A 13,173-nucleotide genomic window follows, 5' to 3' on the forward strand; every position below is an offset into this window, starting at 1 on the left:
TAGCCCCCTCTTTACTTCGTTACTCAGAGAAAGCTTGTAATTCCTTCCTTTCTTTAATGCCGTAATTTACAGTTATCCCCACTAAAAGTACAGCTAAAGAGCAGTACTTTTGGACAGAACTCCTTGTATATCTGTGCAAATCCTCCATAGAGTATGCTTTCTTCGCCAATTTGAATATATCTTCTATGATTGATCTCACAGGTCTGAACTCTTTCCATTTGCTTATTAACTCTTTAAATTTTGCAATTATTTCTTTGTAGATTTTTATTTCTTTTTCAGTGTCTCTTCTTGAATCAAATATTTTCAGAGGATATCTCAGCATATTGAAAAGTTTCTTAAAATTACAGTTTTTCCTTGGAAAAATTAAAGGTACAACCTTGAACTCTCTGACAGATATAACGTAGTTTTCATAGGAATAGTATCCTCTATCAGCATAAACAATGTCTCCTGCTTTTAATATTCTCCGTCTTTTGAGTTCTTTAAGTATTTCGGGATAAATTTTAGTTTCTGGTACATTTGCTTCATTAATCAGAAACGCTAAAGGTTTCAATGTTTGATATTCAAGTGCAAGAGTCAGTTTCATGCCAATGAAGAATCCTCTGTGTGTTGAGTGGCCCCACTTGTATTCTTTGTTTTCCAGGCTTTTTTTGGTAATCTTTTTTGCATGCCAGTTCAGGTTAAGGTTTATGTCAGTACTGTCAATGATAATGCCTCTTGATCCGTTTTTTCTCTCAGGGCATAATTCGTTCAAGAGTTCAAAAACAAAATAAGTAAACTGGTTTGGTTCATATTTACTCAGAACGCCATAAATTTCATTTTCAGTTGGTACTGAACTGATTTTTAAAAAGTTTCTCAAGCTTTCCCTTTCTTTTAATTCTCTGATAGAATAGGAAATTTCACAGGAAAAAAACATGCTCAGGAGTACAATTTTAATAGCAGGCACTGATTTCTGGAGGGGCAGAATGCCCCTCCTTGTGAGAATTTGCCTGCAAGATCTCAGATCAAAAACGTTTAATATTTCGGATAACAATTTCCATTTGAAATCTTCGTTTAGTGGTATAAGCGGAGCTTTCATAATATATCGCCAGAGGAGGATTGTAAGTCCTCCTCAATAAAATTTACGGTTTCTTAAGGTCTTAATTAGATTTTAGATCAAAAATAAGATGTACTTTTTTTGGGGAAACTATTCTCTGGCTTAATTGGCAGAAAAAATGGAAAATAAGTTCCAGTTAAAGAGTGAGTTTAAGAGGACCCTATAAGTATATTATTGAGTAACAATGATAGCATTTGGATCCAAGTATTGTGTAATTGTATGAGAATAATAATCCAAAACGAATTAATTGAAGAAGTTGACATCTCAATTTCAAAACCTTCTCCAAGTGGGAATATTTTCCTTGGAAGGAGTCCAAAGTCTATTATTCCCATTGAATATTTTGGAAGACATAAAGTGCAAATTTTGGATTTACTACATTATAAGTACAGACAGATTTTAATTAATTCAGAACAAGAACTCAGCGACAATGATTTATGTCTTTCAATCTCGAAACTAAATCAGGTGTATCAATACTATACTATGTTTAATATTTGTGATATAACAAAAATGGTTTATTCGCAAGATAATGTGGAACAATACTTATTAGAAACTAATTTGAAGCCTAATCGTTATGATGAACTTCTTAACGATAAACGTGGATACTTATTTTTTCCATTAATTACAAAAATTGCAATAAGAGATGGAAAAATATCCATTTTTAATGATGGGTATGGTTCTTTAGATGGCTGCAAATTTTGTATTAATTACAATGGTAAATTGATATTCAACAAAATGATCGGGATAAAAAATAACGATGTCTTCGATCTTTATATTGAGGATTTTCTTAGAAGAGAATTTTTAAATACTAACTCTAACGACAAAATTGATTTCTACTTTTTATTTATAAAGTTCGACCGATCTTATAGATTTTATGTTAGTAAGGAAGCTTGGGAAGTTAAAGAAGGTTTGTCAAAAATAGGGAGTAATACTATGAATATAAATAATCTTAATCTTTATAATAATGGTAACATGGCATTAGGTGACTATGCATCTGTATCACACTCAACAGCAGCGCAAATACATTTAGATAGTGCACAGACGCAAGAACTTATCAGTAAGCTGTCTATGGTAGTTGCAAATGTAGAAAATTTGGACGCTGAATCAAACGAAAAATCGCAAATCAAAGGTAAATTTGAGCAAGCGTTAGATGCAACCAAAAAAATAAATTCGGATGTCTCGTTAATAAAAAACCTTATTCTAGAGAGCGGTATACTATACAAAAATGTTAGCAAAATACCCGCATTATCAGAGGCGGTTTCTTATTTCAAAACACTATTCGGAATATAATATCGGCTTTTTTTCTCTTTAATCTTCTTGTTTTTGGAGCTAAATTATACAAAGACAGTTTGAGAGCCTCCAAAATCTGGACTTTGCTTTATTAGTAATAAGATACAAGAAAACACTTTAATCAAACGTCAATCTAAATTAGTCACTAACTGCAACATATGCTACTATGGCTGCCACTAGAAGAATTATAAGGCCTACGTAGAATGCATTGACTATTCAATATGTTTACACGTTTACTTAGAAATAAGGGCACTTATGCTTTCGCTTGTAACAAGGCCTATTACGCGGTGCTCGGAATCTATGACCGGAAGTGCGGAAATTGAGTAATCTTCCATTATTGAGGACGCTTTCTCAATCCTTTCGTCTTCATATACGTACCTGACATCCCGGGTGATAATTTCGTCCAGCTCGTTGATTTTGCAGGCTACTGCTTTTGTAATGTCCCACGAGGTGACGATGCCTTCAAGCTTTCCGTCCTCTGATATGACTGGCAGGTGGCTCACACGTTCTTTTACCATGAGCCTTGATGCGTGCTCGATTGTTTCGTCTCTTGAGACCGAATAGAAATTCCGGTTCATAACGTCGCTTACGAGGATCTGCGAGAGGAAGCTCCTTATCATGTAGTTCAGCTGTCCCTCTTCAAGCAGGAAGGCGTCGTGTCCGTATTGAGACCTGATTTCCTCGTACCTGGCATCAACTCCGTTTGCAGTAAGAGCCGAGACTATTTCCTGTGACTGGTAAGGGGGATAGAGCCAGTCCGAGGATATGGAAATTACAAGGTACTTTGCAGTAACTCCGGAAAAGCCCTCTATAAGGGAGCCGTTCCTTGAAAGGTCAAAGTAATCCACAGCTTTTGTAATGTACAGGTAGGAATTGGCATCAAAACGCTTCGTGAAATTGTCTCCCTGGTAGTTCAGGTAACTCTCAACCTGGAAGTTTGGAGCAAGATCAGGAGAGGCATTCGGTGAAACATCCAGGGAGAGTTCAGAGAAATTCTTGCCGGTTATGCCTGCTGCATCCGCATCCTGCTGAAGCCTTCCGAACTTCTTTTGCATTGAAGCGTCACTCAGGTATGTTATATGCCCGATCATCCGGGCAAGGGCCAGGCCCTGTGCTGGGATTTCTTTCCCGTAGTAGTTTCCCCCGTTCCATTTCGGGTCATCGGTTACGGCTTTCCTGCCGATTGCTCCGAATGCTATTTGCTGCGGGGTTGTGGAAGCTGTGGTCGCTATTGCAATTGCTTTTTTTATCATGTCGGGGTAGCTGACCGTCCACTGGAGCACCTGCATTCCGCCCATTGAGCCGCCTGCAACTGCAAAAAGCTGTTTTACTCCGAGGTGCTCGACCAGTCTTTTCTGGGCGTTTACCATATCCTTAATCGTAATTACGGGAAAGGAGATGCCGTAATTTTTTCCGGTTTCGGGGTCTATGGAAGAAGGGCCTGTGGAGCCCTTACAGCCGCCCAGTATGTTTGAACAGATGATGCAGTATTTTTCAGTGTCAAACGCTTTATTGGGACCTATTACAATGTCCCACCAGCCGGGTTTTCTGTCGCCTGTATGGAACCCGGCAGCATGGGCATCTCCCGTAAGGGCGTGGCAGATCAGGATAACGTTGCTCTTATCGGCATTCGGCTTCCCGTACATTTCGTACTCTATCCTGACGCCGGAAAGGGTTTTTCCGCTCTCAAGGCTGAAGGTTCCCGGGATTTTATAGTTCATTGAGCGGACTATCCCGATGCTCTGGCCTTTTTTTTCCGAAAACAGTTTTTTAGATTTAGATTTCGAAGAACTCCCGGAAACTGCCATGCTCGCTCAAACCTCTGAAAGTGCCTGTTCGATGTCGAAAATCAGGTCTTTTTCGTCCTCGATTCCTACGGAAAGCCTGATGAAGTCTTCAGTTACTCCGCATGCCAGCTGTTCTTCTTTTGACAGCTGTTCATGGGTGGTTGAAGCCGGATGGATTACAAGGCTTTTGGCATCCCCGATATTTGCAAGGTGGGAAAAGACCTCAAGGCTTTCAATAAACGTTTTGCACTCATTGATTCCGCCTTTAATCCCAAAGCCTACTATTGCTCCGGAACCTGACTTGAGGTATTTCTTTGCAAGCTCATGGCTCCTGTGAGACTCAAGGCCCGGATAGGAGACCCAGGAAACTTTCGGGTGGTCCTCCAGGAACTTTGCAACTGCAAGGGCGTTGTCGCAGTGTTTTTTCATTCTAAGGGGGAGAGTCTCAAGCCCCAGCGTGAACAGGAATGAGTTAAAAGGGGAAAGGCAGGCTCCGGTATCCCTCATGAACTGCACCCTTGCTTTTCCAATAAAAGCTGCCTTTCCGAAGGCTTCCTTATATTTCAGGCCGTGGTATCCGGGGTCGGGATCGCAGATCTCAGGGAATTTCTCAGGACTCCAGTCAAAGTTTCCGGAGTCAATAATTACCCCACCTATCGAAGTCCCGTGCCCTCCTATGAATTTTGTTGCGGAACATACGACTATATCTGCTCCGTGTTCTATTGGCCTTAAGATCAAAGGAGAAACGGTATTGTCCACGACAAGGGGGATTCCTGCTGCATGGGCGATCTCTGCAAGTTTTTCAAGGTCGGCCACATCAAGTCCCGGGTTTCCTATTGATTCCACATACAGGGCTTTTGTGTTTTCGGAGATTGCATTTTTAAATTCCTCGGGGCTGCTTGAGTCTACGAATTTTACGGTTCTTCCGAGTTTGGGGAAAGTATAATTGAAGAGCTCATAGGTCCCTCCATAGAGCTTGTCCCCTGAAACGATCTCGTCTCCGGGTTTTGTAAAGGTGAGAAGAGCCGTTGTAATTGCAGCCATCCCTGAGGCTGTTGCAAGGGCGCCTATGCCTCCTTCAAGGGCAGCGATCCTTTTCTCAAAGACATCGGTTGTGGGGTTCATCAGGCGCGTATAAATATTGCCTGCTTTTCTAAGCCCGAAGAGGTCGGCTGCTTCTTCAGTGTCTTTGAACACATACGCTGCGGTCTGATAAATCGGAACTGACCTTGCTCCTGTAGCCGGATCAGGTGTTGTTCCTGCATGCACGGCTAAAGTAGAAACTCCAAGATTTTCAAACCTCTTTTTTTTCAGGCTTTCCTTATTTTCCTTACTTCCCGTATTTTCTTTGATTTCCTTACTTTCTTTACTTGCTTTTTCATTCTTGTTTCCGTTTTCGTCCGTCATCTCATCTAACCTCCAGACCGTATTTCTCTGCTATCTCGACCAGGGAATCTCCCAGGTACTTTACTCTGTCCCGGGAAAGCCCGTACGTGCTCAGCTTCCAGGCTCTTGTTGCTCCGGGGAATAAGCCGACAATTCCTCTTTTTGAAAGTTCGTCGCTCAGGTAATAGCCCCTTTTCGGATGGCTTTTCGCAACCGTATCAAAACTGTCAGTAGTATCGATTTTGGAAAGGGCATGTTTTCTGGGGTATTCGGACAATACCTTGCTGCCGGAAATCGAAAGGAGCCTGTCCATCAGGTAGTTGGATTTGTCCACTTCTTCATCCCAGTGTTTTACCCGTTCCTTTACAGCCGGAAAAGACGCCATCATTGAGAACAGAGTCCCTCCCATCAGGGTGCAGCCGAGCATTTCAACTTCTTTTATGCCAAACTTGCGTTCAGTAAGGTCCCCTTTCATCTGAGTTGTCCTGAAGACGACAGGAGCCCACTCCTCGGTTGTTGCAAGAACCCCGGACGGTGCAGCAGACGCCATGCTCTTATGGCCTGACCCTATTACAAAATCAGCTCCCAGGTCTTTTCCGTCAACAGGCATTACCCCTACGGTATAGGCTCCGTTGTAGAGAAGCGGAATATCGTACTGGTGTGAGACCTTTGAGATTTCCTTTATCTCATGCTCGTTTGCCAGCTGGTAGTCAAAATGGTCCATCATCACGATTTTAGGGGTTTTTCCGGTTTCTCTGATGATTGCTTCGATTTTTTCTGCGGTTGCTTCGGCTGTAATTATATTCTTTTCATTCAGGGGTACTTCCTTTACAATGCCGCCTGCGTTTTCCACAGAAAGAAACTCGGTATAATGAGAAAGGGAAGAGACGAGGGCAATATCTCCTTTTTCGAGTAAAGAAGATGCAACTGCCTGAAACCCTCTTCTTGCCCCCGGGACAACCCTGGCTTCATCCATATTGAGAAAATCTGCAAGTTCGGAATGGAAATCCGCAATTCCAGGCTTTGTGATCTTATCGAGCCTGAAAGGTTTTTTGCATGAATCACAGGTAGAATAGCCGTCTCCATAAGCGATAAGCGCCTTTCTTGCGTCAACGGTCAGCTTTCCGGCTGCCTGTATAGGCTGGATGTTTATGAAGGATTCTTCTCTGTCCCTGACCGGAAGATTTCCTGCAAGCCTGAAAACTTCGGGCTTTCCTGTCCCGCTTTCAAGCTCATTTATTACTTTTTTGAGAGCCGAGATCTTTTTCTGAAATTCCTGTTCTTCGGTTTCATTCAGACCCGTGGGTAAAGTCCCTCTGAAAATCTCCCTTATATCTTCAAGGGTAAACAAGGCTTCAAACGTCTTCTGTACCCTTATATCCTGCACCATTTTCTCTTCTACCTCTTTTTCAGCTGTTATTCAAAGTCAGAAGTGAGAATCGAACTCACGTATCTCCGGGTTGCAGCCGGAGGCATAACCACTCTGCCATTCTGACATACATTTGCTTTTTACGCATCATCACAATTGTGAAGACATAATCACAATTGTGATGTAAGTATAAATAATTTTCCGTCAATAAGAAAAAATGAACCGGGAAAAAATATGATACGGGACAGATCCTTTAGGAAAAATAGTTCAGGAAAAATTAAAAGAAAGAACCCTGCAGTACTTTCTAACCCTGCAATCCTTTCTTTTAGATTCAATTTCCCCGGATCTCAAGCATCCTGTCCAGCGCTTTTTTTGCTTTTACTCTTATATGCTCCGGAACATGGACTTCGTATTCCATATTCTGGAGACTGTTGAGAATGGACTCGAGGGTGATTTTTTTCATATTATAGCAAAAAGCCTTCTCTGAAGCAGGATAGAATTTTTTATCCGGGTATTTTCGGTTCAGGTTTTTAACAATTTCCTTTTCAGTTCCTATTATGAATTCCGTCGAATCTGATTTTTCCGCCTCTTTTATAATCCCTGAGGTACTGAGAATGTGGTCAGCAAGGTTAAGGACCTCAGGCCTGCACTCGGGGTGTGCAAGAAATTCTGCACCAGGGTGCATTTTTTTTAATTCTTTTATCTCCTCATCCCCGATGTTCTCGTGAACATGGCAGAATCCTGGCCAGAGATGTATCTTTTTCTCGGTATGAAGAGCTACAAATGCGCCAAGGTTTTTGTCCGGGACAAAAATAATCTCCCTGTTTTCGACTGAATTTACCACATTTATTGCATTTGCAGATGTGCAGCAGATATCGGATTCGGCTTTTACTGCGGCTGAACTGTTTACATAGCATACAACAGCTGCTTCCGGATGTTTTTCTTTTTCTTCCCGGAGGGCCTTTACAGTGACCATATCCGCCATCGGGCAACCCGCATCCGGGACAGGCAAAAGGACTAACTTTTCCGGGGAAAGAATTGATGTTGATTCTGCCATGAAATGGACGCCTGCAAAAACTATAACCTCAGCTTTTGAATTCACTGCTTCCCTGCAGAGGGAAAGGGAATCCCCAACAAAATCTGCAACTTCCCGCACTTCCCTGCGGGTGTAAAAGTGGGCAAGGATTATGGCATTCCTTTCCTTTTTGAGTTTTTTTATTTCCTCTGCAATTAACTGATCTTCCATAATAATTCCATTTTCCATAGTAATTCCGTTTTCAAAGTGATTTCATTTTCAAAGTGATTTCATTTTCAAATTAATTCCGTTTTCAAAGTGATTTCATTTTCAAATTAATTCCGTTTTCAAATTAATTCCGTTTTCAAATTAATTCCGTTTTCAAAGCAACTTAAATTTCAAACATGCTGCGGCTCATTCTGTCCACGGCTCAAGTCCGTTTTTCTTCAGATAATCATTAATTGCCTCATGGATTGCCTCTTCTGCAAGCATGGAACAGTGCATTTTTATCGGAGGGAGCCCGTCAAGCGCCTCTGCAACTGCTTTATTTGAAAGCTTCCAGGCTTCTTTCAGGGTTTTTCCTTTAATGAGTTCGGTTGCCATGCTGCTTGATGCAATCGCAGCCCCGCACCCGAAGGTCTGGAACTTCACATCGACAATCCGGTCTTCCTCGACTTTAAGGAAGATCTTCATTATATCTCCGCACTTTGCGTTCCCGACCTCTCCTACACCGTCGCAGTTCTCAATGCTTCCCATATTTCTGGGGTTTGAAAAATGGTCCATCACTTTAGCGCTGTAATCCATGATTTGTCCTCAAACATTAGTTTTCAATTTTCAAATTATTCCAAAGTCAGGTTCTTTTTACCCAAATTATCCTGCAGTTTTTCCTCACCAGTCTGCAGTTGCCTCTCAAAGAGTCCTGTAATTCTGAGGGGTCAATGGCGACATATTCCTGAGTTTCTGCACTATCTCAGGCAGGACCTCAAGCACCCTGTCCACATCTTCCCGGGTATTCATCCTTCCAAGGCTCAACCTCAGAGAACCGTGAACTATCTCGTGTGGAACTCCGCAGGCTGTAAGCACATGCGAGGGTTCAAGGGATGTAGAGTTGCATGCACTTCCCGTGGATGCAAAAATTCCTTTAGCATTTAACAGAAGCAGAAGGGATTCACCTTCTATGTATTCAAACGTGACATTTACGTTGTTTGTAAGCCGCTCTGTGGGATGGCCGTTGAGGTGGGTTTTCGGGAGTTTCAGAAGCCCTTTAATCAGGCGCTCTCTCATTTCCAGCAGGGTTTTATTCGTTTCTTCAATCTCGCCTGCTGCAAGCTCTATAGCCTTTCCAAGGCCCACGATGGCAGGGACATTCTCGGTTCCCGCCCTGCGTTTTCTTTCCTGAGCTCCGCCGTGGAGAAGAGGTTCTATTTTTGTTCCTTTTCTGATGTAGAGGGCTCCACAACCCTTTGGCCCTTCGAATTTGTGCCCTGAAAGGGATAGGAGGTCAATATTCATTTTTTTGACATCTATAGGGACATGGCCTATTGCCTGGACCGCATCCGTGTGGAAATATATCCTGTTCTCTCTTGCGATTTTTCCGATTTCTTCTACAGGCTGAATTGTCCCTATCTCATTGTTCGCAAGCATTATGGAAATGAGTATTGTGTCGGCTCTGATCGCATTTTTCAGCTCCTCAGGGGACACTCTTCCATATTTATCCACCGGCAGGTACGTTACCTCAAATCCCTGCCCTTCCAGCCAGATACAGGTGTGAAGGACTGCATGGTGTTCAATAGAAGAAGTGATTATGTGATGTCCTTTATTCCTGTTTGCAAAGGCTATCCCCTTTAATGCCCAGTTATCGGATTCGGTGCCTCCGGATGTGAAATATATCTCATTTTCTTCAGCCCCGATGGCATCGGCGACCTTTTTTCTTGCTTTTTCTATCGCACGTTTTGAGATTTTTCCCGGATCATAGATAGAAGAAGGATTTCCGAAGTTTTCTGTCAGGTAGGGAAGCATCTCCTCAACAACTTCTTTTCTTGCAGGAGTTGTAGCAGAGTTATCCATGTAAATGGTCCTGTTTTCAACTGTCACATTTGCACCTTTACAATTGTGAGTGATGATAACTGATGATAACAATTGTGAATAAACATAACAATTGTGACTATTTAAGTTTTATCCTGGAAAATTTCCCTGATAGAACCGATGAAACAGCTGAAATTCAGCAGTCCCCTTGAGAATATTGCTTCGCAGGTAAATCTTATTATTATTTTTAACACTGAAAATAAATATATATCTATATAAGATATATTCGTTCTCAATTGTAAAACCTAAAGAAGTGATGATAATCATGGAAACTCCGTGTCAGAAGATTGTGTGGGATCTGGTCCCCGCAATAAGGGCCAGTCTTGCAATCGAACTTGTAAATAGAGGACAGTCACAGGCAGCTTCTGCAAAGCTGCTGGGGATTGCTCCGTCGGCAGTTTCCCAGTATATTTCGGGAAAAAGAGGATACAGGATCGAGTTCCAGGGCGAGACGAAAGAATTGATTGAAAAACTTGCTCAGGACTTAATCGACAATAAAGTCGACGACTTTGTACCAAGGATCTGCAAGATATGTACAAGTGCAAGAGGAATTGAGAGCGACTGCAGTAGCACCTGTGTTGCGGAAGAACCGGCAGTTAAAAAGAAGAAAGCTAAAAAGTGAACTGAAAACAAAAAGTGAACTGAAAGAAATGACAGATTCTGATTTTTAATAAGTTCACTTTAAATCAGTCTATTTTATCAGTCTATTTTATCAGTCTATTTTATCAGTCTATTTTATCAGTCTATTTTAAAACTTTTATCTCATTCTGGCATCCACCTTACTGACTCTTCTATATTCATCTTCCATATTCATCTTCTATATTCATCTTCCATATTCATCTTCTATAATCACGCCTATGATGTCTTTTTAGACTCTTAGTTTTTCCTTTGCAGTTCATTACAGTACACTGTCTGCTCGATAACTTTATATTTAAGACCGCACGTAGTTCACAATTGTGAATTTCCCTGCATACTCCTTATTACAGCGTATGACTGAGGGTCCAATTCAAGCCGGTATGAACTATGGAGAACGGCAAATTTCAGGAAAAAACTGCAGCAAAAAGGCGGATAATATGGAGCGAATATACTCAGACATAACCCGGACAATCGGTAACACGCCGCTTGTTCGGTTAAATCACATTACTAAAGGTCTTCATGCGGATGTGGTGGTAAAAGTGGAGTCCTTTAACCCGATGGGAAGTGTAAAGGACAGAATCGGATTGGCAATGATCGAAGAAGCCGAACGTGAGGGGAAAATCAAAGAGGGTACCACCATTGTTGAAGCTACCAGTGGCAACACCGGCATTGCTCTTGCAGGTGTATGCGCTGCCCGCGGCTATAAGCTCATCCTTGTCATGCCTGAGACAATGACTGTAGAACGAAGAAAACTGCTGAAGGCCCTGGGAGCAGAGCTTGTCCTGACCCCCGGGCCTGAAGGGATGAAAGGGGCGGTCAACAAAGCAGAACAGATGGCTGCAGAAGATCCTGCTCTTTACTATATACCCCAGCAATTCCAGAACCCTGCAAATCCTGAAGTCCACTGCAGGACAACTGCCGAGGAAATATGGCGAGATACGGACGGAAAAGCGGATGTGATTGTAGCAGGTGTGGGAACAGGAGGGACAATCACAGGGATTGCCAGTGTTCTCAAAAAAAGGAACCCTGCTTTCAAGGCGGTTGCAGTCGAACCTGCCGAATCTCCCGTGCTAAGCGGCGGAAAGCCGGGCCCGCACAGGATCCAGGGAATAGGGGCAGGTTTCATTCCGGATGTACTCCGGCTTGACCTTGTCGATGAAATAGTCAGGGTAACTGCAGATGATGCCATTGCCACAGCGAGAAGGCTGGCTAAGGAAGAAGGCATCCTTGCAGGGATATCTTCAGGGGCAGCTGTATACGCAGCCCTGCAGGTAGCATCCAGAAAGGAAATGAGCGGGAAAATGATTGTTGTTATCCTGCCGGACACAGGGGAGCGTTATCTGAGCACCGATTTATTTGACTGATCCATTTGACAATTATGACTGATCCATTTGACAATTTTGATTGATCTTTTTGATTGATCTTTTTGATTGATCTTTTTGATTGATCTTTTTGACAATTTTAACTAATTTATTTGACAATTAATGCTGGAAGATTTCAATGGGAATCTGGGAAGATATCAGAGAAGATATCAGGACAGTTTTTGAAAAAGACCCGGCCGCAAGGTCTAGGCTTGAGGTACTCTGCTGCTATCCGGGGCTGCACGCTATCTGGATGCACCGGGTAGCGCACTCTCTCTGGAACAAACACTTCTATTTCCTTGCCCGGTTGACATCTCATATCTCAAGGATGCTCACAGGCATTGAGATCCATCCCGGAGCAAAGCTCGGGAAGCGGGTATTCATTGACCACGGGTCCGGAGTTGTAATCGGAGAAACTGCTGAAGTAGGTGATGACGTTCTCATATACATGGGAGTTGTGTTGGGAGGGACAGCCCTGGAAAGGACAAAACGCCATCCTACTGTTGAAAATGAGGTGGTTCTGGGTTCAGGTTCAATCGTGCTCGGGCCAATTACTATTGGAAAAGGTGCTAAAGTAGGCGCGGGTTCGGTTGTGATCCGGTCAGTCCCAGCCGAAGCTACCGTGGTGGGCGTTCCTGCCAGGATTGCAGGGCCGCAATCCTCCGGGCTCGTGGGGCAGCTGAATCACGATAAGTTGTCAGACCCCGTGCTTACTGTGGTAAGCCAGATGCTTGACCGGTTAAGCAGGTTAGAAGAACGGTTTCAAACTCATGGGGAATCTTCACCCATATCCGCGCCCATATCCGCAATAACCTCGCAAAAAACCGTGCTTAACGAAGATGAGCAAATTTATTCCCTGCTAAAAGACGTGATCGACCCTGAGGTTGGAATAGATATCGTCAACCTTGGCCTGGTCAAGGAAGTTATCGTGGAGGGAACAAGTGTGAACGTAAACCTTGTATTGACAACAAGTGCCTGTCCCATGATCGAATACCTTAAGGACCAGGTCAGGCGAAAAGTTCTGAGTGTCAACGGGATAGAAAAGGTTACTGTCAATATCCTTGACGAACCCTGGAAATGGGGGCAGGTCAACAGACAGGCATTCCATTAAGCCCTGTACCATGAAGTTTCAAGAGGACTAAATTACAAATCTT

At 42.9% G+C, this 13,173-nt stretch carries 11 protein-coding genes; 4 read left to right on the top strand and 7 right to left on the bottom strand.

The annotated features are described in order from the left end of the window. Positions 1 to 19 precede the first annotated feature (19 nt). On the bottom strand, positions 20 to 1,075 hold the full coding sequence (locus EO93_RS14520) for an IS5-like element ISMets1 family transposase (protein WP_048138658.1): 1,056 nt from the start codon (positions 1,073 to 1,075) through the stop codon (positions 20 to 22). 237 nt (positions 1,076 to 1,312) lie between these two features. Between EO93_RS14520 and EO93_RS14525 the strand changes: the two genes are divergently transcribed. After that, positions 1,313 to 2,380: a hypothetical protein gene (locus EO93_RS14525; protein WP_156161341.1), complete on the top strand. Its 1,068-nt coding sequence runs from the start codon at positions 1,313 to 1,315 to the stop codon at positions 2,378 to 2,380. Between the two features lie 233 nt (positions 2,381 to 2,613). Here EO93_RS14525 and EO93_RS14530 read toward each other — a convergent pair whose 3' ends face one another. The 6 genes from EO93_RS14530 to nifS all read right to left on the bottom strand — a co-directional run bounded on the left by EO93_RS14530 (position 2,614) and on the right by nifS (position 10,004). Continuing rightward, positions 2,614 to 4,188, bottom strand: a complete 1,575-nt coding sequence (locus tag EO93_RS14530; protein WP_048163283.1) for a homoserine O-acetyltransferase — start codon at positions 4,186 to 4,188, stop codon at positions 2,614 to 2,616. A 6-nt stretch (positions 4,189 to 4,194) separates the two neighbouring features. Continuing rightward, entirely contained in the window at positions 4,195 to 5,574 is a 1,380-nt protein-coding gene (locus tag EO93_RS14535; protein ID WP_082107674.1) for an O-acetylhomoserine aminocarboxypropyltransferase/cysteine synthase family protein, read from the bottom strand. Position 5,575: 1 nt separating this feature from the next. After that, positions 5,576 to 6,943 carry an O-phospho-L-seryl-tRNA:Cys-tRNA synthase gene (pscS, locus tag EO93_RS14540; RefSeq protein WP_048132795.1) on the bottom strand — a complete coding sequence of 456 codons (1,368 nt, stop codon included), beginning with the start codon at positions 6,941 to 6,943 and terminating at the stop codon, positions 5,576 to 5,578. Positions 6,944 to 7,253: 310 nt separating this feature from the next. Next, a complete protein-coding gene (gene nadA, locus EO93_RS14545) occupies positions 7,254 to 8,168 on the bottom strand; it encodes a quinolinate synthase NadA (protein ID WP_048163321.1) in 915 nt (304 codons plus the stop codon). Between the two features lie 183 nt (positions 8,169 to 8,351). Beyond that, on the bottom strand, positions 8,352 to 8,741 hold the full coding sequence (gene nifU / locus EO93_RS14550) for a Fe-S cluster assembly scaffold protein NifU (RefSeq protein ID WP_048163284.1): 390 nt from the start codon (positions 8,739 to 8,741) through the stop codon (positions 8,352 to 8,354). Between the two features lie 105 nt (positions 8,742 to 8,846). Then, complete coding sequence (gene nifS, locus EO93_RS14555) at positions 8,847 to 10,004, bottom strand: cysteine desulfurase NifS (protein WP_048163322.1); 1,158 nt, start codon at positions 10,002 to 10,004, stop codon at positions 8,847 to 8,849. Between the two features lie 283 nt (positions 10,005 to 10,287). Between nifS and EO93_RS14560 the strand changes: the two genes are divergently transcribed. From EO93_RS14560 to cysE, 3 genes are all read left to right on the top strand, one after another. Continuing rightward, positions 10,288 to 10,644 carry a transcriptional regulator gene (locus EO93_RS14560; protein WP_048163286.1) on the top strand — a complete coding sequence of 119 codons (357 nt, stop codon included), beginning with the start codon at positions 10,288 to 10,290 and terminating at the stop codon, positions 10,642 to 10,644. Positions 10,645 to 11,095: 451 nt separating this feature from the next. After that, positions 11,096 to 12,022 carry a cysteine synthase A gene (gene cysK / locus EO93_RS14565; RefSeq protein WP_048163324.1) on the top strand — a complete coding sequence of 309 codons (927 nt, stop codon included), beginning with the start codon at positions 11,096 to 11,098 and terminating at the stop codon, positions 12,020 to 12,022. 136 nt (positions 12,023 to 12,158) lie between these two features. Next, a complete protein-coding gene (gene cysE, locus EO93_RS14570) occupies positions 12,159 to 13,130 on the top strand; it encodes a serine O-acetyltransferase (protein WP_048163287.1) in 972 nt (323 codons plus the stop codon). The last annotated feature ends 43 nt before the right edge of the window (positions 13,131 to 13,173 follow it).

The organism is Methanosarcina sp. 1.H.A.2.2 (assembly GCF_000979975.1).
Taxonomy (GTDB): domain Archaea; phylum Halobacteriota; class Methanosarcinia; order Methanosarcinales; family Methanosarcinaceae; genus Methanosarcina.

What these genes read in the sequence shown, in the direction of transcription:
- EO93_RS14520 (WP_048138658.1), bottom strand. Translation starts at nt 1,075, where the DNA reads ATGAAAGCTCCGCTTATACCACTAAACGAAGATTTCAAATGGAAATTG.
- EO93_RS14525 (WP_156161341.1), top strand. Translation starts at nt 1,313, where the DNA reads ATGAGAATAATAATCCAAAACGAATTAATTGAAGAAGTTGACATCTCA.
- EO93_RS14530 (WP_048163283.1), bottom strand. Translation starts at nt 4,188, where the DNA reads ATGGCAGTTTCCGGGAGTTCTTCGAAATCTAAATCTAAAAAACTGTTT.
- EO93_RS14535 (WP_082107674.1), bottom strand. Translation starts at nt 5,574, where the DNA reads ATGACGGACGAAAACGGAAACAAGAATGAAAAAGCAAGTAAAGAAAGT.
- pscS (WP_048132795.1), bottom strand. Translation starts at nt 6,943, where the DNA reads ATGGTGCAGGATATAAGGGTACAGAAGACGTTTGAAGCCTTGTTTACC.
- nadA (WP_048163321.1), bottom strand. Translation starts at nt 8,168, where the DNA reads ATGGAAGATCAGTTAATTGCAGAGGAAATAAAAAAACTCAAAAAGGAA.
- nifU (WP_048163284.1), bottom strand. Translation starts at nt 8,741, where the DNA reads ATGGATTACAGCGCTAAAGTGATGGACCATTTTTCAAACCCCAGAAAT.
- nifS (WP_048163322.1), bottom strand. Translation starts at nt 10,004, where the DNA reads ATGGATAACTCTGCTACAACTCCTGCAAGAAAAGAAGTTGTTGAGGAG.
- EO93_RS14560 (WP_048163286.1), top strand. Translation starts at nt 10,288, where the DNA reads ATGGAAACTCCGTGTCAGAAGATTGTGTGGGATCTGGTCCCCGCAATA.
- cysK (WP_048163324.1), top strand. Translation starts at nt 11,096, where the DNA reads ATGGAGCGAATATACTCAGACATAACCCGGACAATCGGTAACACGCCG.
- cysE (WP_048163287.1), top strand. Translation starts at nt 12,159, where the DNA reads ATGGGAATCTGGGAAGATATCAGAGAAGATATCAGGACAGTTTTTGAA.